General features: G+C 62.8%; 24 protein-coding genes. 13 read left to right on the forward strand and 11 right to left on the reverse strand.

Features of this window, described 5'->3' with window-relative positions; genetic code table 11:
- Position 1: 1 nt before the first annotated feature.
- Entirely contained in the window at positions 2-277 is a 276-nt protein-coding gene (locus E8A46_RS26280; RefSeq protein WP_291567440.1) for a metal-sensitive transcriptional regulator, read from the forward strand.
- Positions 278-338: 61 nt separating this feature from the next.
- Here the strand turns inward: E8A46_RS26280 and E8A46_RS26285 are convergent, their stop codons facing one another.
- Positions 339-647 carry a hypothetical protein gene (locus E8A46_RS26285; RefSeq protein ID WP_291567443.1) on the reverse strand — a complete coding sequence of 103 codons (309 nt, stop codon included), beginning with the start codon at positions 645-647 and terminating at the stop codon, positions 339-341.
- Between the two features lie 222 nt (positions 648-869).
- Between E8A46_RS26285 and E8A46_RS26290 the strand changes: the two genes are divergently transcribed.
- From E8A46_RS26290 to E8A46_RS26310, 5 genes are all read left to right on the forward strand, one after another.
- Positions 870-1,277 carry a FixH family protein gene (locus E8A46_RS26290; protein WP_291567445.1) on the forward strand — a complete coding sequence of 136 codons (408 nt, stop codon included), beginning with the start codon at positions 870-872 and terminating at the stop codon, positions 1,275-1,277.
- Positions 1,274-2,689 carry an efflux RND transporter periplasmic adaptor subunit gene (locus E8A46_RS26295; protein WP_291567447.1) on the forward strand — a complete coding sequence of 472 codons (1,416 nt, stop codon included), beginning with the start codon at positions 1,274-1,276 and terminating at the stop codon, positions 2,687-2,689. The genes E8A46_RS26290 and E8A46_RS26295 overlap by 4 nt, the downstream gene beginning before the upstream one ends.
- Entirely contained in the window at positions 2,686-5,841 is a 3,156-nt protein-coding gene (locus E8A46_RS26300; RefSeq protein WP_291567449.1) for a CusA/CzcA family heavy metal efflux RND transporter, read from the forward strand. The genes E8A46_RS26295 and E8A46_RS26300 overlap by 4 nt, the downstream gene beginning before the upstream one ends.
- Before the next feature lie 77 nt (positions 5,842-5,918).
- The gene (locus tag E8A46_RS26305; RefSeq protein ID WP_363252599.1) at positions 5,919-6,389 is read left to right on the forward strand and encodes a cupredoxin family protein; all 471 of its coding nucleotides are present in this window, start codon (positions 5,919-5,921) and stop codon (positions 6,387-6,389) included.
- 31 nt (positions 6,390-6,420) lie between these two features.
- Positions 6,421-6,720 carry a copper-binding protein gene (locus E8A46_RS26310; RefSeq protein ID WP_291567451.1) on the forward strand — a complete coding sequence of 100 codons (300 nt, stop codon included), beginning with the start codon at positions 6,421-6,423 and terminating at the stop codon, positions 6,718-6,720.
- Between the two features lie 113 nt (positions 6,721-6,833).
- On the opposite strand, the gene E8A46_RS26315 is transcribed toward E8A46_RS26310, so the two are convergent.
- Complete coding sequence (locus E8A46_RS26315) at positions 6,834-7,085, reverse strand: hypothetical protein (protein ID WP_291567453.1); 252 nt, start codon at positions 7,083-7,085, stop codon at positions 6,834-6,836.
- A 319-nt stretch (positions 7,086-7,404) separates the two neighbouring features.
- Here E8A46_RS26315 and E8A46_RS26320 point away from each other — a divergent pair, with 319 nt between their 5' ends.
- Complete coding sequence (locus E8A46_RS26320) at positions 7,405-8,115, forward strand: Spy/CpxP family protein refolding chaperone (RefSeq protein ID WP_291567455.1); 711 nt, start codon at positions 7,405-7,407, stop codon at positions 8,113-8,115.
- A 142-nt stretch (positions 8,116-8,257) separates the two neighbouring features.
- On the opposite strand, the gene E8A46_RS26325 is transcribed toward E8A46_RS26320, so the two are convergent.
- Positions 8,258-9,244 (reverse strand): YiiX/YebB-like N1pC/P60 family cysteine hydrolase, encoded by a 987-nt coding sequence (locus tag E8A46_RS26325; protein WP_291567457.1) that lies wholly within the window; start codon positions 9,242-9,244, stop codon positions 8,258-8,260.
- 192 nt (positions 9,245-9,436) lie between these two features.
- Here E8A46_RS26325 and E8A46_RS26330 point away from each other — a divergent pair, with 192 nt between their 5' ends.
- Both E8A46_RS26330 and E8A46_RS26335 read left to right on the forward strand, forming a co-directional pair.
- Positions 9,437-10,840: an FAD-dependent oxidoreductase gene (locus tag E8A46_RS26330; RefSeq protein WP_291567460.1), complete on the forward strand. Its 1,404-nt coding sequence runs from the start codon at positions 9,437-9,439 to the stop codon at positions 10,838-10,840.
- Positions 10,841-10,884: 44 nt separating this feature from the next.
- Complete coding sequence (locus E8A46_RS26335) at positions 10,885-11,559, forward strand: adenine nucleotide alpha hydrolase (RefSeq protein ID WP_291567462.1); 675 nt, start codon at positions 10,885-10,887, stop codon at positions 11,557-11,559.
- 202 nt (positions 11,560-11,761) lie between these two features.
- On the opposite strand, the gene pheT is transcribed toward E8A46_RS26335, so the two are convergent.
- Both pheT and pheS read right to left on the reverse strand, forming a co-directional pair.
- Positions 11,762-14,182, reverse strand: a complete 2,421-nt coding sequence (pheT, locus tag E8A46_RS26340; protein WP_291567464.1) for a phenylalanine--tRNA ligase subunit beta — start codon at positions 14,180-14,182, stop codon at positions 11,762-11,764.
- Entirely contained in the window at positions 14,179-15,261 is a 1,083-nt protein-coding gene (pheS, locus tag E8A46_RS26345; RefSeq protein WP_291567466.1) for a phenylalanine--tRNA ligase subunit alpha, read from the reverse strand. Before pheS ends, pheT begins: the two co-directional genes overlap by 4 nt.
- Before the next feature lie 251 nt (positions 15,262-15,512).
- On the opposite strand from pheS, the gene E8A46_RS30510 reads away from it, so the two are divergent.
- A complete protein-coding gene (locus E8A46_RS30510; RefSeq protein ID WP_363252611.1) occupies positions 15,513-16,190 on the forward strand; it encodes a hypothetical protein in 678 nt (225 codons plus the stop codon).
- 10 nt (positions 16,191-16,200) lie between these two features.
- Here the strand turns inward: E8A46_RS30510 and rplT are convergent, their stop codons facing one another.
- Positions 16,201-16,560, reverse strand: coding sequence for a 50S ribosomal protein L20 (gene rplT, locus E8A46_RS26355; protein ID WP_291567468.1), 360 nt, complete (start codon positions 16,558-16,560; stop codon positions 16,201-16,203).
- 68 nt (positions 16,561-16,628) lie between these two features.
- Positions 16,629-16,829 carry a 50S ribosomal protein L35 gene (gene rpmI / locus E8A46_RS26360; protein WP_100415670.1) on the reverse strand — a complete coding sequence of 67 codons (201 nt, stop codon included), beginning with the start codon at positions 16,827-16,829 and terminating at the stop codon, positions 16,629-16,631.
- Positions 16,830-17,186: 357 nt separating this feature from the next.
- On the opposite strand from rpmI, the gene E8A46_RS26365 reads away from it, so the two are divergent.
- Entirely contained in the window at positions 17,187-17,522 is a 336-nt protein-coding gene (locus E8A46_RS26365; protein WP_291567609.1) for a hypothetical protein, read from the forward strand.
- A 144-nt stretch (positions 17,523-17,666) separates the two neighbouring features.
- On the opposite strand, the gene infC is transcribed toward E8A46_RS26365, so the two are convergent.
- Complete coding sequence (gene infC / locus E8A46_RS26370) at positions 17,667-18,206, reverse strand: translation initiation factor IF-3 (RefSeq protein WP_291567611.1); 540 nt, start codon at positions 18,204-18,206, stop codon at positions 17,667-17,669.
- A 263-nt stretch (positions 18,207-18,469) separates the two neighbouring features.
- Between infC and E8A46_RS26375 the strand changes: the two genes are divergently transcribed.
- Entirely contained in the window at positions 18,470-19,258 is a 789-nt protein-coding gene (locus E8A46_RS26375; protein ID WP_291567470.1) for an alpha/beta hydrolase, read from the forward strand.
- A 115-nt stretch (positions 19,259-19,373) separates the two neighbouring features.
- Here E8A46_RS26375 and queG read toward each other — a convergent pair whose 3' ends face one another.
- Complete coding sequence (queG, locus tag E8A46_RS26380) at positions 19,374-20,489, reverse strand: tRNA epoxyqueuosine(34) reductase QueG (protein WP_291567472.1); 1,116 nt, start codon at positions 20,487-20,489, stop codon at positions 19,374-19,376.
- Positions 20,490-20,685: 196 nt separating this feature from the next.
- On the reverse strand, positions 20,686-21,378 hold the full coding sequence (locus E8A46_RS26385; RefSeq protein WP_291567473.1) for a glutathione S-transferase family protein: 693 nt from the start codon (positions 21,376-21,378) through the stop codon (positions 20,686-20,688).
- A gap of 226 nt (positions 21,379-21,604) precedes the next feature.
- Here E8A46_RS26385 and E8A46_RS26390 point away from each other — a divergent pair, with 226 nt between their 5' ends.
- Positions 21,605-22,411, forward strand: a complete 807-nt coding sequence (locus E8A46_RS26390; protein WP_291567475.1) for an undecaprenyl-diphosphate phosphatase — start codon at positions 21,605-21,607, stop codon at positions 22,409-22,411.
- Between the two features lie 126 nt (positions 22,412-22,537).
- Here E8A46_RS26390 and E8A46_RS26395 read toward each other — a convergent pair whose 3' ends face one another.
- On the reverse strand, positions 22,538-23,506 hold the full coding sequence (locus E8A46_RS26395) for a complex I NDUFA9 subunit family protein (protein WP_291567613.1): 969 nt from the start codon (positions 23,504-23,506) through the stop codon (positions 22,538-22,540).
- Positions 23,507-23,703: the final 197 nt, after the last annotated feature.

The raw sequence follows: 23,703 nt of genomic DNA on the forward strand, positions 1-23,703 counted from the left end.
TATGCGAAATGACATCAAGACTTCCTGTCAAAAACGTCTCAGCCGGATCGAAGGCCAGGTCCGCGGCCTGTCCAAGATGGTGGATGAGGATCGCTACTGCATCGATATCGTCACGCAGATTTCCGCGGTGCGCGCCGCGCTCCGGCGCGTTGAGGAAGAAGTGCTGCAAGATCATGTGTCGCATTGCGTCGAACACGCGATCACAAGCGGCAACAAGGCCGATCAGCGGCAGAAGATATCCGAATTGATGGCGGTGATTGGCCGCTCTGATAGATAGGTGAACCAAACCGCTGGCAGGAATTTGATACGGATCAATGCGGACGGGATTCACCTGATATTCAATTAGAGCTTTCTATCGGCCCAAGTTTGTGAGAAATCAGCTCTGTGAAACGAAGCCTTGCCATACGCCGGCTGCTCGCGGTCCTCGTGATCGCCGGCTTGGCATTGGCTCCAGTTTCCCGGCCTGTCATGGCGGCGACGTCCTCCGATGCCTCGATGCAGGCCATGGCGGATGAACTGTCATCGTCGGCGACGACGGATGAGATGGCAAACGACATGCCCTGCTGTCCGCCCGAGGCCCCAGCGCCGGTCGGTTGTGACAAGTGCTTGTTTATGGCGGCCTGCGCCTCGAAATGCTTCACAGGCATACTGGCGGCCGTTTTTAGTCCCCTGATTACCGCTTCGGATGATATGGCTCTCCCGAAGAACGATTCCGGGCCCGATCGCCTCGGCTACCCGCCTCCCGAACATCCGCCTCGAACTCAGGTCTGAACGGCGTCACGGCGCCGTTTGCTGCCGCGCGACTTGATCGCGTGGGATCGACGCATGCCGCCTCGCGGCACGACCATGACATCGGAGGATTTTCTCAAATGAGGACGTTAGACATCTCGCGCGCCGCAACGGCCGCGCTCATCGGCATTGCCATGATCGGCTCAACCGGAATCGCCCGTGCCGAAATCAAGGACTACGAGTTCAGGCTCGTCGAGCCGACCGTTACCGTCGGCAAGGACAAGATCGTCACGTTGCGGCTTGTCAACAAGACAACCGGCAAGCCGGTGCCTGACGCGGTTATCTTCGCTACCCGTCTCGACATGGCGCCCGAAGGCATGCCGGAAATGGCTACCAAAATCGCGCGCGAACCGGACGGAGAACCTGGCAGCTATCGGTTCAAGGCGGCCTTCGGCATGGAAGGAAAGTGGCAGCTCTCGCTCGGCGCGAAAGTGCAGGGCGAGACCGGCACGCTCGAAAGCAAGCTCGTCATCAGCGCCCAGAAATGAAGCGCGCCATCATCGCGGGTGCCATCATTGCCGTCGCGATAGCGACGGCGGGTGGCGGATTCATTGCCGTCCGCGGGGACCTTCATTTAACGGGTACATCGAACGTTGCGCTCGTTTCACCGGCGGCGGCGCAGGGAAGCAGCGAGCCGATCTATTATCAGGATCCGGACGGACGCCCGTTCTACTCGCTGACGCCCAGGAAGACGCCGGACGCGCGGGATTACCGGGCGGTGCCGGCCGGCGCCGACCTGAGCTTCGATGACGAACCTGTCGCGGCGCCTGCGCCGGCAACCACGGCAGACCGCAAGATAAAATACTACCGCAATCCAATGGGACTCGCCGACACGTCGCCTGTTCCCAAGAAAGATCCGATGGGGATGGACTACATCCCCGTCTACGAGGGCGAAGACACCGACGACGGAGCGATCAAGCTGTCGCCCGGAAAGATCCAACGAACCGGCGTGAAATCGGAGCCCGCCGCTCTGCGAGTGATCCGGACGGCGATCCGGGCCCTCGGCACCATTCAACTCGACGAACGCCGCATATCGGTCATCTCGATGAGATCGGAAAGCTGGGTTCAGAAGGTTGCAAACGTCACGACCGGCACGAGGGTCGTGAAAGGCCAGCCGCTGATGGAGATCTATAGCCCATCCATTTCGTCGGCCGCGGCGGAGTACGTGGCCACGATCAACTCAAAGACATCAGGCGTTACGGCAGGGTATGGCCGCGGCTCGCGGCAGCGACTGATGAACCTCGATGTACCGGACGAGGTGATCGTGGCGATGGAAAAGAGCGGTTCGGTTCCGATCGCGATCGAGTGGTCGGCGCCGCGCGATGGCGTCGTTCTCGAACGCAACGCCATCGAGGGAATGCGGGCACAGCCGGGCGACGTGCTATTTCGCGTTGCCGATACGTCCGTCGTGTGGGCGATGATTGACGTCGCAGAGCGCGATCTCGGTGCGCTGAACACTGGTCTGCCGGTCATTGTGCGGGCCCGGAGCTATCCGGGCCGAGAGTTTGGCGGGAAGATCAGCGTGATCTATCCGCAAGTGAACCGGGAGACGAGGACCGCCCGCGTGAGGGTCGAACTCGCGAACCCTGACGCGGCATTGCTTCCCGATATGTATGTGGACGCGGAGATCGAAACCGGCAGCCGGCAGCCGGTCCTGTCCGTTGCGGACAGCGCGGTTCTCGATACCGGCAGCCGGCAGGCCGTATTTGTCGAAAAAGGCCAAGGACGCTTCGAGCCGCGCGACGTGAAGCTTGGGCATCGGGGCGGCGGCTATGTCGAAATCCGCGATGGTCTCGCCGAAGGAGAGCCCGTCGTTGTCTCGGCCAACTTCCTGATCGATGCCGAAAGCAATCTGAAAGCCGCTCTCAAGGGCTTCTCGGACGGCGGAGCACGCCCATGATCGCGCGTCTCATCGCCTGGTCGGCACACAACCTCCTGCTGGTATTCTTCGGCGCAGGGTTTGCGGCCGCTGCCGGGCTTTACGCGCTTACGCATCTGCCGCTCGACGCCATACCGGATCTCTCCGACGTCCAGGTCATCGTCTACACGGAATATCCGGGTCAGGCGCCGCAGGTAATCGAGGATCAGGTCACCTATCCGCTGACGACCGCGATGCTGACCGTGCCGCGCTCGAAGGCCGTGCGCGGCTTCTCGTTCTTCGGGGTGTCGTTCGTCTACGTCATCTTCGAGGACGGCACTGATATCTACTGGGCCCGCTCGCGGGTTCTCGAGTTCCTGAACAGTGCGGCGTCGCGGTTGCCCCCGGGCGTAGCGCCCACGATCGGTCCGGACGCCACGGGGGTAGGTTGGGTCTATCAATACGCGGTGATCTCGAAAGAGCTGAATCTTTCGGAGACGCGCACCATCCAGGACTGGAATCTGAAATTCGCGTTGGCGAAGGCCGAAGGCGTCGCCGAGATCGCCAGCATCGGCGGCTTCGTCAAGCAATACAACGTCATCCTGGATCCGCAGCGGATGCGCGACCTCGGCATCACCATGCAGAAGATGCGTGACGCGATCCGCGCCAGCAACGCCGACGTCGGAGGCCGCACCGTCGAACTCTCCGAGTTCGAATATGTCATCCGCGGCAAGGGATATCTGAAGGGTATCAACGACCTCGGCAACATCGTGCTGAAAACCAGCAACGGCACGCCCGTCCTGTTGCGCGACGTCGCCCGGGTCGAGATCGGCCCCGACGAGCGACGTGGGGTCACCGAACTCAACGGGGAAGGCGAAGTCGCCAGCGGCATCGTGCTGCAGCGCTTCGGCGTCAACGCGCTCGATGTGATCGAGAATGTCAAGAAACGCTTCAAGGAGATCGCCGCAAGTCTGCCCAAATCGGTCGAAATCGTTGCGGTCTACGATCGCTCGAACCTCATCAAAGCGGCCATCGAAACGCTCAAGCACACTCTTTTCGAGGAGAGCATTGTCGTCGCGCTGGTCTGTATCGTGTTTCTGCTGCATTTCCGCAGCGCGCTGGTGGCGATCATCATGTTGCCGGTGGGCATCCTGATGGCATTCGGTGCGATGAAGCCGCTCGGCCTTGGGGCGAATATCATGAGCCTGGGCGGCATCGCCATTGCCATCGGCGCCATGATCGATGCGGCCATCGTCATGATCGAGAATGCCCACAAGCACCTTGAGCGGGCCGAGCCGGGACGCTCGCGGATCGACGTCCTGATCGAGGCCGCCGCCGAGGTCGGACCGGCGCTGTTCTTCAGCCTCCTGATCATCACCGTCTCGTTCATGCCCATCTTCACGCTGGAATCGCAGGAGGGGCGGCTGTTCAACCCGCTTGCCTTCACCAAGACCTTCTCGATGGCGGCGGCAGCTTTGCTGTCGGTCACGCTGGTGCCTGCGCTGATGGTCGTCTGCATCCGCGGCCGGATCGTTCCGGAGCACAAGAATCCGATCAATCGCTTTCTGATCTGGATCTATCGGCCTGCCATCGCAACAGTGATGCACGCCAAGGTGCCGGTGATCCTCGCTTCACTGGCCATTCTCGCCGTTACGATCTGGCCGGCGCGGCAACTGGGCACCGAATTCATGCCCAGCCTGAATGAAGGCACGCTGCTCTACATGCCGACGACGCTGCCGGGCATTTCCGTCACCAAGGCCGCGGAGCTCTTGCAGATGCAGGATCGCATCATCCGCTCGTTCCCTGAGGTGTCGTCCGTCTCTGGCAAGGCAGGCCGCGCAGCGACGGCGACCGATCCGGCTCCCTCCGAAATGTTCGAGACGATCGTCAACCTCAAGCCGAAAGAACAATGGCGTCCTGGCTTGACGGTCGACGGCCTGATCGCGGAAATGGACAAGGCGCTGCAGTTTCCCGGGGTGTCCAACGCCTGGACCATGCCGATCAAGGCCCGTATCGACATGTTGTCGACCGGGATCCGGACGCCGATCGGGGTCAAGGTAATGGGCACCGATCTGGTCGAGATCGACAGGCTGGCCAAACAGATCGAGCAGGTCCTGAAGACCGTTCCGGGCACGTCATCGGCTTATGCGGAACGCGGGATCGGCGGCTACTATCTCGATGTGACGCCGGACCGCGCCGCGCTGGCGCGCTACGGCATCATGATCCAGGACGTCCAGGACGTTATCGCCACCGCGCTCGGGGGCCAGACGGTGACCACGACCGTGGAAGGCCGCGAGCGTTTCAGCGTCAACATGCGTTATCCGCGGGACCTGAGGGACAATCCGCAGGCCATCGCCAACGATATCCAGATCCCGATGCCGGCGGGCGGCACGGTGCCGCTTGGGGAGGTCGCGAAGGTCGAGCCCGCGCGGGGACCAACGTCGATCCGGACCGAGAACGGGCAGTTGGCCAGCTATATCTACGTCGACATCCGCGACCGCGATCTCGGCGGCTACGTCGCCGACGCCAAGCGGGCGGTACAGGCCAGCATCCACTTCCCGCCCGGCTACTACGTGATGTGGAGTGGCCAGTATGAGTACCTCGAACGCGCGACGGCGCGCCTGAAGGTCGTCGTGCCGGTGACGCTGCTGATCATCTTTCTGCTGCTCTATCTCAATTTCCGTTCCATCGCCGATACGATGATCGTGATGTTGTCGCTGCCCTTTGCCCTGGTCGGAGGGATTTGGCTGATGTGGTGGCTCGGCTTCAATCTCTCGGTGGCGGTCGTCGTCGGCTTCATCGCGCTCGCCGGCGTCGCCGCCGAAACCGGCGTCGTGATGCTGATCTATCTCAATCATGCGCTGGAGGAAGTCCGGGCTCGGCGCCAGGCTGAAGGCCGCGGACTGACCCGACACGACCTCTATGATGCCATCATGGTCGGCGCCGTGGAGCGCGTGCGTCCGAAGATGATGACCGTGGTCGCGATCATGGCGGGTCTGCTGCCGATCATGTGGAGCACCGGCACCGGCTCAGAGATCATGCAGCGGATCGCGGTGCCGATGATCGGCGGCATGGTTTCATCGACCCTGCTGACGCTGATCGTGATACCTGCGATCTATGGATTAGTGAAGCAAAGTGGCCTGAGTCCTGACAAACCGACTGTATTGAAACAGGCTCAACCCGTCACCCTTTAGGCGATATGGGTTACCAATTCCGTCCGCAAAGCTGCGAGCCGCACCCGACCGAAAAGCACATACGAGAGAACGGAGCCATGATGAGATTGACCAAGACGGGGCCACTCACGATATTGACGATACAGCTGTTCCTTGCTGGCTGGTCCACGATGGCGTCCGCTCACGAGCACCATTCGACCTATTCGGCGGGAGAGCCCGGTGATCCGAAGAAGCCCTCTCGCACCATTGAGATCGCAATGAGCGAGATGGAATTCGATCCCTACAGAATTGAGGTCAAACGCGGCGAGCAGATACGCTTCGTGCTCCGCAACGTCGGCACTGAGGACCACGAATTCCTGCTGGCCACTACCGGGGAAAACCTCAAGCACGCTGAGTTGATGAAGAAGTTTCCACACATGGAGCACGACGATCCCAACGGCGTGCGCGTCGGCCCGAAAAAATCGGCCGAGATACTCTGGAAATTCACCAAGGCCGGAACATTCGAATATTCTTGCCTGATTCCGGATCATAGAGAATACGGCATGACGGGTCGCGTCGTCGTAAAATGAGACACGCAATTCCAGCGGAACGGAGCAGATGATGAATAAATTAATGCACGCGGCAGGAGCGGCTCTCGCCGCGGCTTTGCTCGTTACGGCAGTGGCCGCGCAGGAAACGGCGATCAGCGGTGAGATCAGGAAGATTGACGAAAATGCGGGAAAGGTCACGTTAAAGCACGGTCCGGCCAAGAGCCTCGGCATGGAGGAGGGCATGACGATGGTTTATCGCGTGAAGGACCCCGCCATGCTCAAGCAGGTCAAGGTCGGAGACCGGGTCAAGTTCGAGGCCGAGATCGCGGACGGCGGATACGTAGTTACGAAACTTCAGAAACAAAAATGAGGTTGCGCGACACGCCAGCGTCGACGCAAAGATTTTGGTGACAAAGACCTAAAGCGCGAAGCAAAGCAACGCCTGCTCTGCGCAGGCGCGCCAAGGGGACCAGATCGAAGCGCCTATTGCTTGTCGCCCATGTGGTGCGGCACCGATGTACCGGGGCCGCCGCGATAGTGGTGACCTCCAGTGTGCTTAGGCGTGGTGGACATGCCTACCGTCTCCTTCTTCCCCATGTGATGGGGAACTTCGGTCTTCGGTCCGCCTGAGTAATGGTGACCGTTGTTTTCGCTGTCGGAACTGGTCTGTGCCATCGCGGGAAAAGCTGCGAACGAGGCCGCAATCGCGGCAGCAATAATTCTATTAGTGATCATGTCTGTTTCTCCGGCCAATGCAAACACAGTCAATCACGTCGCCGGCTTTAACTTTTGACCCAAATCAAGCTGCTCCCGTCGCCTCGGGCGGAGTGAAGAACTCCTGCGAATGGAGGGCGCCAAGGTTTCGGCGTTGCTCATTCGGTCAGTTCTTTCCCGTCCAAGGTGGCATCTGACCGGACGTTCGAAATCGTGCGCATCGCGATCCTCACAGGGCGATGTTGATATGCGTCAAGTGTCCGGGTGCTGCTCTCAGTTATATTCAATTTAAAGAAATTTAGGGCCGGGAAGGTCCGCCTTCGCCGACGGGAGAAGAGCCATGAAGCGATTGATGATGGCGACCGCACTCTCGGTCGCGGCACTTATCACCCCGACATGGGCACAATCCCCAGCCGAACACGATTCGCATCACCCGGCGGACAGCGCACAATCCGCGCCCGCTCCAGCAAATCCGGCGCCCAACTCGCCCGGCATGGCCGCGCCGGGCGGTATGGGTAACATGCCCATGATGGGCATGATGAACGACATGAAGGACATGATGAGCGGCATGTCCATGATGCACAACATGGGGATGATGGGAATGATGGGCCCCGGCATGGGCGGCATGGCAACCATCGATCGCATTGAAGGCCGCATCGCATTTCTGCGAACCGAACTCAAGATCACCGATGCCCAGGCGAGCGCCTGGAACGGTTTTGCCGACGCGTTGCGTACAAATGCAAAGAAGCTCGCCGAAGTTCGCGCATCGATGATGGCCAAGCCGGCTGATGCGCAAGCAAAGCCTGCGACAATGGCAGACCGTCTTGACCAGCAGGAGCAATGGCTTCTGGCGCGGCTCGACGGCGTCCGGACGATGAAGTCTGCTTTCGCCAAGCTGAACGAGACATTGTCGGATGACCAAAAGAAAACCGCTAACGATCTGCTCGCTCCCCATATGGGGATGGGCATGATGGCGATGATGGGATCGCAGATGGGGCCAGGGAGGATGCAACCCGGTCAGATGCAAATGCCCGGCGCGGGAAGCAAATAGCCCCCACGCTCGTCTCGCGCCTGCTCGGCTGGCCCGCAGAAAAGAAATACGGCAATGGCTGACGTGAGGCGTCTCAGGAGGAATCTGGCGTGCCGGAATGCTCGCGGAACTTCCAAGGCCGCCTGAGACTTGGGCTCGCTTGTTAGGCGACCGGCTCTTCCGCCCGCAGGGCGCGGGGCTCCGGCGGAGACGCCGTAACACATTCGACGGCGATTAAATGTTCGGTCACGGTGATGCACTCGGCCAGCATCACCTCTTCAACTCCAAACGCTACTTCGACAGCCGGAAGCGGCGCTTCTTCGTCAATCTCTTCAGGAACAAGCGGCGGCGATTTGACCGTTTCTGGAAAGATGCCGAATTGGCCCGCTACCTCCTGGAGCGGCTTTTGTTTGTCGGCCCAGTGCAGGGCGGTGTAGTCGAAGCCGTGCACGATGGTGGGTTTGACGATTTCGAAATAGGGCGAGATGTCGAAATCGCGTGGCATGTAGAGCGATGAATCGCGGATATGAAGGATCTCGCGCCGCGCCTGCCTGGAGCCGGCGCGGGTGATCTTGGGCAGGATCGGGTAGCGCACGGCGTCGAATGCTTGCGCGATCAGGGCCGAGCAGATGATCTTGGTGGGGTCGCCCGAACCGAACGCGATCATGCGCCGGCGCCAGCGCTGCGGGATCGGCAGCGGAATCAGATAGCGCATCAGGTCGAGAATATTCTTGGTGTCGTAGCCGAAACCGATCCGGTTGATGGCGTAGCGGCAGACCGTGTTGCGGTCCTCATACATCAGGCCGACCGGCCGGCATAGCCGGGTGTGATAGGGGAAATATTTCGATAGCGGCGCCGACGTCACGCCCTCGCCGATATTGGCTTCGATCAGGACATGCGGTTCGCCGTCGGGTTCGGTCGCGCCGTCGATCGGGCCGACGAACAGCGCGGAATGCGACCAGGTCGACTGCGTGAGATATTTGATGATGCCGGAAACGCGGTTGTTGCCCTCGACCAGCAGGACATCGCCGGGTTCGATAACACCGCGCAGATGCTCGGGATCGCTCGGCGTGAACGGCTCATAGCCCGGCACTTCCTTCTGAAGGTAGGAAGCGATCAGCTTGCCGACGGTATCGAGCACGAAGCCCACGGTATCTTCCCCCCAGCGGCTTTGCTGACCGCCTTTTCTCGTTCCTTTATCATGGTCGAAAGCCGTTGCAATTTAGTTCATGCAGCGCGCCGATCAATCATGATTGATTCACCATGATGGTTGCCGCTGGCGTCCGGATGCGGCAAGTTCGCTAGATGTTCCCCCTGTTTTCAAAATTCCGGAAACCATGACATGGCAATGACGCGGCGCGATCTCCTGTCGGCATCCGCGGCGATCGCGGTGGCGCCGGCCCTTGGCGGGCGCGCATGGGGCGCGCCCTTGCCGCGCGAGGCCGACATTGTCGTGATCGGCGCGGGCGCCGCCGGCATCGCCGCGGCGCGGCGTATCCAGGCCGCCAACCGCAGGGTTATCGTGGTGGAGGCGGCGGGTCAGATCGGCGGGCGCTGCCTGACCGATGCGGCGACATTCGAGATGCCGTTCGATCGCGGCGCGCGCTGGCTGCACAATCCCGACACCAATCCGATGATCAGGCTCGCGCGCAATGCCGGGCTCGATGTTGCCGCCACGCCGCTCGGCCAGAGGATCCGCATCGGCCAACGGAACGCCCGGGCCGGCGAAACCGAGGAACTTCTGGCAGCCCTCGTGCGCGCCAACCGTGCCATCGACGAGGCCTCCCGCGGCAAGGCCGATGTGTCCTGCGCCTCGGTACTGCCGAAGGATCTGGGCGACTGGGCGGGGACGGCGGAATTCGTGCTCGGCGCCAGCGCCACCGGCAAGGATCTCAGAGATGTCTCGGTCATGGACAAGATCCGGGCGCAGGAGCGCAATGCCACGATCGGCTGCCGCCAGGGCTTGGGCACCTTGATCGCCAGGCTCGGTGAGCAGGTCCCGCTGGTGCTGTCGACGCCGGCAAGCCAGATCAGCTGGAGCGGCCGCGACGTCGCCGTGGAGACGCCAGCCGGCAGGATCGCCGCGCGCGCCGCCATCATCACGGTGTCGAGCAACGTGCTCGCGGCTGGGAATATCAAATTCACGCCCGAGATCCCCAAGCGTCAGCTCGACGCCGCGGCGAAATTGAGTCTCGGCAGCTACGATCGCATCGCCCTGCAACTGCCGGGCAACCCGCTGGGGCTGGGGCGCGACGACGCGGTCATCGAGCAGAGCAACTCCACCCGCACGGCGATGCTGTTTGCAAATATCGGAGGATCGTCGCTGTGCGCGATCGATGTCGCAGGCTCGTTCGGCCGCGATCTTTCCGGCCAGGGCGAAAAGGTGATGGTCGCGTTCGCGGTGGAATGGCTGACCAGGCTGTTCGGCAGCGAGCTCGCGGCCGCGGTCAGGAAATCGAGCGCGACGCGCTGGAACGCGTCGCCGTTCACGCTCGGTGCGATGTCGGTGGCGCCGCCCGGTGGGCAACCATCGCGAAAAATCCTCACCGAACCGATCGGCTGCATGTTCCTCGCGGGCGAGGCAACCCACGAGACCCTGTGGGGCACGGTTGACGGCGCCTGGGAAAGCGGCGAGCGCGCGGCCGAGGCGGCGCTGCGGAAAATCGGCGCGCTCAACGAACCGGGGACGGCGCCCGCGCGCGCGCCGAAACAGCGCGGCCGCGGCGCGGGAGCGCCGGTCAATTGAATTCCATCAGCCATGTCGAGGCCGCTCCCGGGAGCCACGGTCACTTGAAATCATCGCAGCCGAAAGCGTTGATCTCGTGGTCAAGCGGCAAGGACAGCGCTTTCGCGGTTCATGAAGTCAGGCGCGCGGCGGGATACGACGTCGTCGGCGCACTGACCACGGTGACCGAGACCTTCGGCCGCGTGTCGATCCACGGCGTCCGGCAGGAGATTTTACACGCGCAGCTGGAGGCGGCGGGATTGCCGCCGCGCATCGTGCCGATCCCCTATCCCTGTCCGAACGAGATTTACGAAGCGCGGATGGGGGAGGCTGTCGCCAGCGCCGTGCGGCAAGGCATCACCCATATCATCTTCGGCGATCTCTACCTCGCCGATATCAGGGCCTATCGCGAAGCGAGGCTCGCCGGCACCGGCGTCACGCCGGTGTTTCCGCTCTGGGAACGGCCGACCCTGCCGCTGGCGCAGGCGATGATCGCCAGCGGCATGGAAGCCTATCTCGCGACCGTCGATCTGAAGAAATTGCCGGCCGCATTCGCGGGACGCAAATTCGACCTGCAGCTGCTGGCCGATTTGCCCGGCGGTGTCGACGCCTGCGGCGAGAACGGCGAGTTTCACACTTGCGTGGTGGCCGGGCCGATGTTTGCGCGCCCGCTTCCGGTCACCACCGGCGAGCGCGTCGAGCGCGACGGCTACGCTTATTGCGATCTGGTGCTGGGATAGACGCCGTCGTCCCGGCCAAGCCAACGGGTGGCGCGAATGCGCGCCCGATGACAGGCTCCGCGCGAGCCGGGACCCATAACCACAAAATTATTATTGTTGTGACGGCTGGGGCGGCAATCTTTCAAGCAATTGACATCGGTGGTTATGGGTCCCGGCGTTCGCCGGGACGACAATGAGGAACAGAGTCCGATGGAATCGGAATCTAGCGCAGCACGCCGCCGGTCTTCTTGTTGACCTCGGCAATAATCTTTGCGGCCACCGCGTCGATCTCCTGATCGGTCATGGTCCTCTCGCGCGGCTGCATCGTGACCGCAATCGCGACCGACTTCTTGCCGTCGTCGATGCCGTTGCCTTCGTAAACGTCGAACACCCCGACTGAAGTGATCAGCTTTTTGTCGACGCCTTGCGCCGCGCGCACGATGTCACCAGCCTTTACGGCGCGATCGACGATGAAGGCAAAATCCCGCGACACCGGCTGGAAGGCCGAGAGTTCGAGCGCCGGCTTGGCGCGGGTCGGCTTCTGCTTGGCGTCGGGAATGCGATCCAGAATCACCTCGAAGGCGACCAGCGGGCCGTCGGCGCCGAGCGCCTCCAGCGCGCGCGGATGCAGCTCGCCGAAATAGCCGAGCACGTTTTGCGGGCCGATCTGGATAGTGCCGGAACGACCGGGATGCAGCCAGTCCGGCCCGCCGGGCACGACCTGCAGCGCCTGCGTCGGCGCGCCGGCGGCCGACAGCACTGCAAACGCATCGGCCTTGGCGTCGAGCGCGTCGGCCACCGCCGAGCCGGACCAGTGCCGGCCGAGGCCTTGCGAGGACGCAAAGCCGTGGCGCAGGCCTGATGCGGCGATCAGTTGATCTTCCGGCCTGTCGCCCCTGAACACCTGGCCCACTTCGAACAGCGCGACATCGGCAAAGCCGCGATCGGAATTGGCCTGCGCTGCCGCAACCAGACCCGGCAGCAGGCCCGGCCGCATGTCGGACAGGTCAGAGGCAATGGGATTGGCGAGCGCGAGTTCGCTCTTGCCGCCGCCGAACAATTCGGCATGCGGTCTGGAGATGAACGACCATGTCACCGCCTCGACCATGCCGCGCGCGGCGAGTGCGCGCTTGGCGCGGCGGGTACGCAGCTGGATCGGCTTGAGGATCGGCTTGCGCGGCGCGTCGCCACGTTCGAACGGCGTCATCGGCACCTTGTCGATGCCGAAAATGCGCACGATTTCCTCGACGATGTCGGCCTTGCCGTGGACGTCGGACCGCCACGACGGCACCGCGATTTTCACCACCGCGCCGCTGCCGACCATCATGAAGCCGAGATGGCCGAGGATGCGTTTCATCTCCGCGACCGGCACGTCGATGCCGGCGAGGCGTTTGACCTCGGTTACCGGGAAATCGATCACGCGGTCGTCGCCGAACACCTTGCCGACGACGACGTTTTCAGACGGCGTGCCGCCGCAGATCTCCATCACCAGCCGGGTGGCCATCTCGAGCCCCGGCACCATGAAGGCCGGATCGACGCCGCGCTCGAAACGATAGCGCGCGTCCGAATTGATGCCGAGCTTGCGGCCGGTCTGGGCGATGTTGATCTCGTTCCACAGCGCCGATTCGATCAGCACGTCGGTGGTCGCTTCCGAGCAGCCGGAGGCTTCGCCGCCCATGATGCCCGCCAGCGATTCGACGCCGTGATCGTCGGCGATCACGCAAGTACCGCTGTCGAGCGCGTAAGTGCGGCCGTCGAGCGCCAGCAGCGTCTCGCCGTCACGTGCGCGGCGCACGATGAGATCGCCCTTCACCTTGGCGGCGTCGAACACATGCAGAGGCCGGGCGCGGTCATAGGTCATGAAGTTGGTGATATCGACCAGCGCGTTGATCGGCCGCAGCCCGATCGAGGTCAGGCGCTTTTGCAGCCACTCCGGCGACGGGCCGTTCTTGACGCCGCGCACCAGCCGCAGCGCAAAACCCGGACACAGCGTCGCGTCCTCGACCGTCACTTTCACCGGGCAGGGGAATTCGCCCTTGATGGCGCGGATAGCGGGGTCCTTGAACCGGCCCATGTCGGCGGCGGAAAGATCGCGCGCGATGCCGTGCACGCCGGTGCAGTCCTGCCGGTTCGGCGTCAGATTGATTTCAAGCACGGGATCGCCGAGCCCGGCCCACTGCGCGTAGGCAGCGCCGATCGGCGCATCGGCCGGCAGTTCCATGATGCCGTCATGATCCTCGGAAATCTGCAGTTCGGCCGCCGAGCACAGCATGCCGCGGCTCTCGACCCCGCGGATGGTGCCGATTCCAAGGGTGATGTTCTTGCCGGGAATGAAGGTGCCGGGAGCCGAGAACACGCTGACGAGACCGGCGCGGGCATTCGGCGCGCCACACACGACCTGCACCGGCGCGGCGAGCCCCTGTTCATTTTTTTGGCCGGTCTCCACCATGCAGACCCGCAGGCGATCCGCATTGGGGTGCTGCTCGGCGGAGATCACGCGCGCGATGGTGAACGGCGAAAGCAGCTTCGCCTTGTCCTCGATGTTCTCGACCTCGAGCCCGATCATGGTGAGCTTGTCGGCGAGCTTTTCCAAAGGCTCGTCGGTCTCGAGATGGTCTTTCAGCCAGGAGAGGGTGAATTTCACGAGCTCAATCCTCCCGCCAGCGTCGGGATGTCGAGCGGCTTGAAGCCGTAATGGCTCAGCCAGCGCACGTCGCTCTCGAACAGCTGCCGCAGGTCGGACATGCCGTATTTCAGCATCGCGATGCGATCGATGCCCATGCCCCAGGCAAAGCCCTGATAGACCTCGGGGTCGATGCCGCAGGCGCGCAGCACGTTGGGGTGCACCATGCCGCAGCCGAGAATCTCCAACCAGTCTTCGCCTTCACCGAAGCGGATCTCGCCCTTGTCGCGCCGGCACTGGATGTCGACCTCAAGCGAGGGCTCGGTGAACGGAAAGAACGACGGGCGGAAGCGCATGTTGATGTGATCGACCTCGAAGAACGCCTTGCAGAATTCATGCAGGATCCATTTGAGGTGGCCGAGATGCGAGCCCTTGTCGATCACAAGGCCTTCGACCTGATGGAACTGCGGCGTATGGGTCGCGTCCGAATCGATGCGGTAGGTCCGCCCCGGGCAGATCACGCGGATCGGCGGCTTCTGGGTGAGCATGGTGCGGACCTGCACCGGCGAGGTGTGGGTTCGCAACAGCATCCGCGAGCCGTCTTCTTTCGGATTGAAGAAGAACGTGTCGTGCATCTCCCGCGCCGGATGGCCTTCGGGAAAATTCAGTCTGGTGAAATTGTAGTCGTCGGTTTCGATATCAGGACCTTCGGCGATCGAAAATCCCATGTCGGCGAAGATCGCCGTGAGTTCATCCATGACCTGGCTGAGCGGATGGATCCGGCCCTGTTCGGTAAGGGCCTCGCGCGGCGGCAGCGTGACGTCGATGGTCTCGGAGGCAAGCCTTGCGTCGAGCGCCTTCGATTTCAGGATATCGCGGCGCGCGGTCAGCGCCTGCGTGACGTTGTCCCTGGCGAGGTTGATCGCCGCACCCTGCGTCTTGCGCTCGTCCGGCGACATCTTGCCGAGGGTCGCCAGCAGCGCGGAGATCGAGCCCTTCTTTCCGAGTGCGGCGACGCGCACGGCCTCGAGGGCGGCTTCGTCGGGCGCTTCGGCGATCTGGCCAAGGATAGTTTGTTCAAGGGTTGCGAGGTCGGACACGGATCAACTCTCTTCTTCCAAAAGGCCGCTGGTTGTGGCCGCGCCGGGGCCGAAAGGTCAAGCAAAAAGCCCAAGAATGAGGGGATGGATGATTCCTAGAGCGAGATGACTTTTCGCTGAATCGTCATCTCGCTCTATCTTTTTGTTTGAGCATGATCTTTTCGGAAAACCGCTGCCCACTTTTCCGGATCATGCTCTGGCGTTTGAACCCCTTTTAAGCGTCGCTGCGACCAAGAACCTGTTCGAGCAAGATGCGCCTTAAACCCTCCTGGCTGGCTGGCCTGGCTGCCGCCATCTCGCTGGCGGCCCAACCGGCGCAAGCGGCAGGCTGCCCCGCCAAATCGACCCGCTTCGAGGACATCGTGGTTGCGCTGAACAAGGCCCCGGGTTGTGAAAAAGCCCAGCAAAAATTCGAGGCCTGCCGGTACGAGGACAGCAGCGGTCTGACCATCGACCAGGAGCTGTGCCGGGGCGCAACCGGTCCTGTATTGGATGCCTGCAAATACGTTGCCAGCCGCATCGACGAATTGAACGCTATCGTCAAGAAAACCTGCGATGCCGAGGCCGCCAAATCGCCGCCGGAACAGTGCTCGGCCAAGTCGACGCAATTCGATGACATCGTTGCGGCGCTGCATGAGGCTCCGAGCTGCGACCGCGCGGTGAAGCTATTCGGGGCCTGCGCGTTCGGCGCCAGCGGCGACATTGGTCCGGGCGCCGTCGTCGAGAAGAAATGCGAGGGCGATTTTCTTGTTGGATTGAGCGAGACCCAAAGGCACCTTTATCAGCGCGAAATGCGGGTCTGCGACCGCAAGTACCGGAACGAGCAAGGCACGATGTACCGGTCGTTCACGGCCTTCTGCCGCGCCGAGGTCGCCCAGCGTTACTCACGCCGGGCGCTGACAGCGGCTCAGCCCTCGCGGGCCCGCTGACGCCTTTGCCTTACGCCGCCAGCGCAGCCTTGGCCTTCTCGGCAATCGCCTGGAACGCCGCCGGCTCATGGATCGCGAGGTCCGACAGCACCTTGCGGTCGACCATGATGCCTGACTTGGAAAGGCCGTTGATGAAGACGCTGTAGGTCATGCCGAACGGCCGTACGGCGGCATTGAGGCGCTGGATCCAGAGCGCGCGGAACGTGCGCTTCTTGCGCTTGCGGTCGCGGAAGGCGTATTGCCCGGCCTTTTCGACCGCTGCCTTGGCGGCGCGGATGGTGTTCTTGCGGCGGCCGTAGAAGCCTTTGGCGGCCTTGTAGACTTTCTTGTGCTTGGCGTGAGAGGTCACACCGCGTTTGACGCGAGACATGACGGATCTCCTTTATCTGAAAATGGGTGACGGATCGCCGCGCGGACGCGGCTCGGCTAAGAGCGCGATCAGGCGTTCGGCAAGAAATATTTTTTGATGTTGTCGCCGTCGGTCTTGAACAGCACGCGGGTGCCGCGGAGCTGACGGATCTGCTTCTTCGTCCGCTTGATCATGCCGTGACGCTTGCCGCGCTGGGCGGCCATCACTTTGCCGGTGGCAGTCACCTTGAAGCGCTTTTTAGCGCCCGACTTGGTCTTCAGCTTGGGCATTTGGCTCTCCTGTTGCCGCAGAAAAAACGCGCCCGGAAGGGCGCTTTCGCGGCTGAAATGCTCGTTAGAGCGTTGAAGATGCTCGGTTATTTCTGAAGTGAGATAACCAGCATGGGCATCGCCACGGCAGCCCTTGATCAGCCGGGCGATGAAGTTGGCGCTTATGGCAGAACCAGGCCGGATTGGCAACGATGAACCGTGGAACCGGATGGCCCGACGTATCATTCGACGCCGGCAAGCGGCTCGGTCAAAAAGCAGGACAAAATGACAATTTCAGCCCCATGGATGGCCTTGTTCGCCGGTTTCGGGCGCGTCGGTGCCCTGCGATGGATTTTCGCCGCGGCCGTTCTCGCCGCCATGACTGGGGCGGCTGGTCCTGCCGCCGCCAGAAGCGTTGCCGCGGTGAGGGCCTATGACGGCACCTGGAACGTGGTGTTCGCGACCCGGGCGGGTAACTGCAGCTCGACCAACAGCTTCCCGTTCGCCGTGTCCGCCGGTCGGGTTTCGTCCGCCGGAGGAGGCAAGGTCACGGGCGGCATCAGCCCGGCCGGTGTTGTGTCGGTCAGAATATCGCTTGGTCTGTCGGCGGCCAGCGGCAGTGGCCGGCTGGCCGGCAATTCAGGCGCGGGCCGCTGGAGCGGAATCATCTCCGGCGACCGGTGCAGCGGCAGCTGGCAGGCCACGCGCGGCTAATCGCTCCAATCGTTGTCGTCCCGGCCTTGAGCCGGGACCCATAACCACCACAACGGATTGTTGCAGAAAGCCGTCTGTCAGATCGCCCTAACCGAAAGGCCGCGGCGTATGGGCCCCCGCTTTCGCGGGGGCGACGATGTACAATCAGCGCGGCGCCAGAACCATCACCACCTGGCGGCCTTCGAAACGGGCGTCCTGCTCGACCTTGGCAAATTCGGCGACGTCGCTCTTGACCTTGTCCAGGAGTTTGGTGCCGATTTCCTGATGCGCCATTTCGCGGCCGCGATAGCGAAGAGTGACCTTGACCTTATCGCCCTCCTCGAAGAACCGCTGCATCGCGCGCATCTTCACATCGTAATCATGATCGTCGATCATCGGCCGGAGCTTGATCTCCTTGATCTCGACGATCTTCTGCTTCTTGCGGGCCTCCGCGGCTTTCTTCTGCGCCGAATATTTGAACTTCCCGTAGTCCATGATCTTACAAACGGGAGGACTGGTGTTCGGCGAAATCTCCACAAGGTCCATGCCGGCTTCGAGCGCCATCTTGATGGCGGCGACTGTCTCGACGGTGCCGTGGTTGGTGCCGTTCTGATCGATCAGCTGAACCTGGGCGTTGCGGATTTCATCATTGGTGCGCGGCCCGTCTTTGGTGGCAGCGGGCGGGGCTCTGTTGGGACGGCGAATGGGTAGTTCTCCAAGGTTGTGGACGAAGCTTGCAGTTTGAAGGAATAAGGCTGCGCGGGCAAGCGAACTCGCGCCGCAGCGGGCGAAAAGCATCAAATGCGAGGCATTTTGGTCACGCCGAACAACTCCCGCCGGGACGGAATGTTCAGATCAGCCACATAGAGGTCGGGGATTCGTTCCGCAAGCGCCGCGCGGGCCCCAAAGCGCGTCCGTTGACGGATCGGTTTGGCTCACCCAAACAGAGCAAACCGGAGTAACCATCCATGACCAATTCCGCGGCAACCGGGCAGCCGCCCACTTTCATCGAGGTCGGCCAGGGCGGTGCGGCGCGCCGCATCGCGGTCCGTGCCCGCGCCGGCGGCCTGCCCGGGCTGTTCTGGCTCGGCGGCTTCAAGTCGGACATGATGGGCACCAAGGCCGTCGCGCTGGACGCCTGGGCCGCCGAGCGGCACCGCGCCTGCGTCAGGTTCGACTATTCCGGCCATGGCGAATCCGGCGGCAATTTCACCGACGGTACCATCGGGCGCTGGCTGGACGAGAGCGTCGCGGTGTTCGAGCAATTCTGCGCCGGGCCCCAGGTGGTGATCGGCTCCTCGATGGGCGGCTGGATGGCGCTGTTGCTGGCGCGTGAAATGGCGCGGCGGCCGGCGACCGCCGCCTCGCTGGCCGGTCTCGTGCTGATCGCCCCGGCGCCCGATTTCACCGAAGAGCTGATGTGGAAGGGTTTTTCGCCGCAGGCCCGGCAGGAGATCGAGACCAGGGGCGTGTGGCTGCGGCCTTCCGAATATGGCGAACCCTATCCGATCACCCGCAACCTGATCGAAGAGGGCCGCAGGCATCTCCTGCTCGGCAGCGCCATCGAGGTCGGATGTCCAGTTCGAATCCTGCAGGGCGCGCAGGATCCCGACGTGCCATGGCGGCACGCTTTCGCGCTGGCGCACCGGTTGCCGGCTGACGACGTGGTGCTGACCATGATCCAGGACGGCGATCATCGGCTGTCGCGGCCGCAGGATATCGCGCGGATCCTGGCGGCGGTGGCGGAGATGGGGTGAGATTTTTCTGTCATTCCGGGGCGCGAAGCGAACCCGGAATCTCGAGGTTCCCCGATGTGCAATTGCACATCTGAGGTTCGACGCTTTCGCGCCGCCCCGGGACGACGGTGGAAAATTATCCGCGCTGCCACTCCGCGGCCACGGTGTCATCGCTCTCGGTGCCGATTGCATTTGCCGCGCGCACCGCAAACGCCTCCGGCGCCATCAATTGCGACAACGCCCACACCGCCGCGCCGCGAACCAGGGGGCTTGGATCGGCCAGCAGGCGTTCGGCCTCGACCGCCAGCGCGCGGTCGTTCGAATTGCCGATCGCGATCAGCACATTGCGGATGAAGCGGTCGCGGCCGATGCGCTTGACCGGCGATTTTGTAAATCTTGCGCGGAACGCCGCGTCGTCGAGCCTTGCAAGGTCGGCCAGTTCAGGCGCGCGCAAGTCTTGGCGCGCCGCGAGCTTTGCCTCATGCCCGGCCTGCGCGAATTTGTTCCACGGGCAAACGGCGAGGCAATCGTCGCAGCCATAGATGCGGTTGCCGATGGCCTGGCGAAATTCGCGCGGGATCGGCCCCCTGCTTTCGATTGTGAGATAGGAAATGCAGCGCCGCGCATCGAGTCTGTAAGGCGCGGGAAACGCCGAGGTGGGGCAGATGTCGAGGCAGGCCCGGCACGAGCCGCAATGATCGGCGTCAGCCTCATCGTGCGGCAGGTCCAATGATGTGAAGATCGCGCCGAGAAACAGCCATGAACCGAACTGGCGCGAGACGAGGTTGGTATGTTTGCCCTGCCAGCCGAGGCCGGCCGCCTGCGCCAAGGGCTTTTCCATGACCGCGGCGGTGTCGACGAACACCTTGACCTCGCAACCGGATGCCGCGACCAGCCATCGCGCCAGCGCCTTCAGCCGCTTCTTGATCAGGTCGTGATAGTCATCGCCTTGCGCATAGACCGAGATCGCGCCGCGCGTGCGCCGGGCCAAGATCGCCAGCGGATTTTCATCGGGCCCGTAATTGACGCCGAGCATGATCACCGAACGGACGCCCGGCCACAACACGCGCGGATCGATGCGGCGCTCCGGATTTGCGGCCAGCCAGTCCATGTCGCCATGCGCGCCGGCATCGAGAAATTCGCGGAAATGTTTTCCGGCATCGGCGATCCCATCCGGGCCGGTCACGCCCACGCAGTCGAAGCCGAGCGTGCGCGCCTCGTGCGTTAGGGACGCCTTTAGAAGGGCGCTCACCGAACGCTCCTCGGAGCGCAAATGTTTCGTGGTGTCCCGGATGCGGTGCAGCGTTCTTCACGCTGCTCCGCAAAGCCGGGACCCACACGATCGCCGCATGGAAGGATGGGCCCCGGATCAGCAGCGTAGCGCTGAGGGCCGCGGAAGGCGCAGCCCTCGGCGCGGCGCAGCATCCGGGGAACGAGACGGATGTTGTTCAGAAGTCGAGGTCCACATAGGTCTGCGACGCCGGCACGCCCGCCAGCCATTCGCTCAGCAGCGGACGGAACGAGGGGCGGGATTTCACCCGCGCGTACCAGGCCTTTGCCGCGTCGTCCTCGATCCATGGCACGTCGCCCAGATAATCGATCGCCGAAAGATGCGCCGCGGCGGCGAGGTCCGCATAGGTCAGTCGTTCGCCGGCCAGAAAATTCCGCGTCCGCGCCAGCCAGCCGATATAGGCCAGATGATAGCGCACATTGGCCTTTGCTGCGCGGATCACGTCCGCCGCCGGCGGACCGCCGCCGTCGTCCTCGCTCATGAAGCGCTTGTAGATGCGCTCGGTGACCAGAGGATTGGAAGCCTCCTCGAAAAACTTGTCATTGAACCACGCCATCAGCCGGCGCACTTCGATGCGCTCGCCGATCCCTGACGGCATCAGCCGGCGCTCGGCGAGCGCGGCGCCATGGGTCTCATCGAGATACTCGGCGATGATGCCGGCGCCCGGAATGGGGGGCCGGCCTTCGGCGATCAATACCGGCGTCGTGCCCGCGGGGTTCAATGCGAGAAACGCTTCGCGCCGCTCCCAGACCCGCTCTTCCACCAGCCGCAGATCCAGACCGTATTCGCCGAGCGCCAGGCGAATAAAGCGCGAATGCGGGCAGAATGGGTGATGAAACAGCGTGAACATGAAGCCCTTGATAGATTTGCAGTCTTAAGAAAACTTCCTCTTCGAGGCAGGCCGGCGGCAGAAGTGCGCCAAACTACAGAAGCTTGTGACCGAGGCAACCCGTGTTTTAGCGTTTTTGACGTTGCGGCATGGAAGCGAATAAGCGAGAAGAACCCGGCTTTTTTCGGCCGATACCGACGATAACGGCGGCAATGGATCACGAGCTTGCAAAACGAGGCACTAGGTCATGATGTCTGATTCGTTGAGGGCGGTGATTCTCGGTATCATCGAGGGCGTCACGGAATTTCTGCCGGTGTCATCGACCGGCCATCTGCTGCTGGCGGAACGATTCTTCGATCTCGGCGAGGGCAGTTTCTGGAACAGCTTCACGGTGCTGATTCAGCTCGGGGCCATCCTGGCGATTCTTGCCATCTACTTTGTCAAATTGTGGCGAATCGCGCTCGGCATGTTCTCCAATCCCGACGACCGTCGCTTCGTCATTGGCGTGCTGGTGGCGTTTCTGCCCGCGGCCGTGATCGGCGCCGCGGCAGGCAGCTACATCAAGTCCTATTTGTTCAATCCCTGGGTGGTGTGCTTTTCGCTGATCGTCGGCGGCGCGATCCTGCTGTGGGTCGATCAGCTCGATCACGATCCGCACGAGCACGACGCCACGACATTCCCGCTGCCGATGTATCTGGCGATCGGCTTCGCGCAGTGCCTGGCGATGATCCCCGGGGTGTCACGTTCCGGCGCCAGCATCGTCGCGGCGATGCTGCTGGGCGCCGACAAGCGCGCGGCGGCGGAGTTCTCGTTCTTCCTGGCGATCCCGACCATGATCGGCGCGTTCGCCTACGATTTCTACAAGAACCGGGGCGAAATGACCGCCGACCATCTGGGGATCGTTGCGATCGGATTCGTGGTGTCGTTCGTCACCGCGATCATCGTGGTGAAGACATTCCTGAGTTACGTCACCCGCCACGGCTTTACGCTGTTCGCATGGTGGCGCGTCGTCGTCGGCACGCTGGGCCTGATTGCGCTGGCGATGGGGCGGTAGGCGAGAATTCGTCGTCATCCTGAGGTGCGCGCTCTTGCGCGCCTCGAAGGATGAGCCGCATGTACCGCCTTGCCATCCTTCGAGGCTCGCCGAAGACGGCTCGCACCTCAGGATGACGCATTCAAATCACGCGCCCTTGTGCGCGAACTGTCCCGCCTTGCGGAAGCGCCAGAGATATTGCGGGGCGATCGCTTCCAGCGAATCCGGTGCAATTCCGAGCCCCTCCAGCGTGAGCCCGGCGGCTTTCGCCGCCTCCGACACCACATTGTCGCTGCGCAACAGCGCAACCTGATCGGGCGTCAGTTTCAACGCTCCGGGTGCGAACTGCAGCAACAGCGCCTGCAATTTGGCCAGGCCGAACGGCAGCGAGGCCAGCATGCGGTGACGTTCGATGGTCGCAAGAATGATTTCCATGATCTCGCGCATCGTCAGCACTTCCGGACCGCCGAGCTCGTAGGTCGCGCCGGGCCTGGTCTTGCCGTCGACGGCCTCGGCGACCGCGGTCGCGACATCGCCGACATAGACCGGCTGCAGCCTGGTCACGCCGCCGCCGATCAGCGGCAGCACAGGCGATATCTGGGCCAATGCCGCGAATCGGTTGGTGAACTGGTCCTCCGGTCCGAACACGACCGAAGGCCGCAGGATCGTGGCGGAGGGAATGGCCGACAGCACCGCCTGTTCGCCGGCGGCCTTGGCCCGGGCGTAGCGCGACGGCGAATTCTCGTCGGCGCCGATCGCGGAGACATGCACCATCCGCGCCCCGACCGCGGCTGCCGCCTCGGCCACGGCGGCGGCGCCCTTTGCCTGTACCGCGTCGAAGGTCTGCGCGCCGCCCTCGGCCAGGATGCCGACCAGATTGATGGCGATGTGGGAATCGCGCATCGCCGCCTCGATCGAGGCCGGGTAGCGCAGATTGGCCTGCACGGCGTGGATCTGGCCGACCTTGCCGAGCGGCTGCAGGTGCCCGGCCAGTTCCGGCCGCCGCACCGCTACCCGGATCCGATAATCGCGCTTGCAGAGCGCGCGGACCACGCTTCGCCCCACAAAGCCTGATCCTCCGAAAACCGTGACCAGGGTGTCCAGATTAGATGCCACCAGATTCGAAGCCATGGAGGTCATTTCCTGCGGGTCAAATTCGGTCGATCGCCGGGATATTTAGCCGTTTCGCGATACGCCATCATATCGGCGCTGTACAGCCTATTTGAGTATGATCCGGACCCGGAGGGCCGCGTTAGCGCAAAGTGGGTAGCGGTTTTCCCTCAGGACAAACGCGAGGCGTTTGCCCGCAAGAT

Source organism: Bradyrhizobium sp. (assembly GCF_004799445.1).
GTDB lineage: Bacteria > Pseudomonadota > Alphaproteobacteria > Rhizobiales > Xanthobacteraceae > Bradyrhizobium.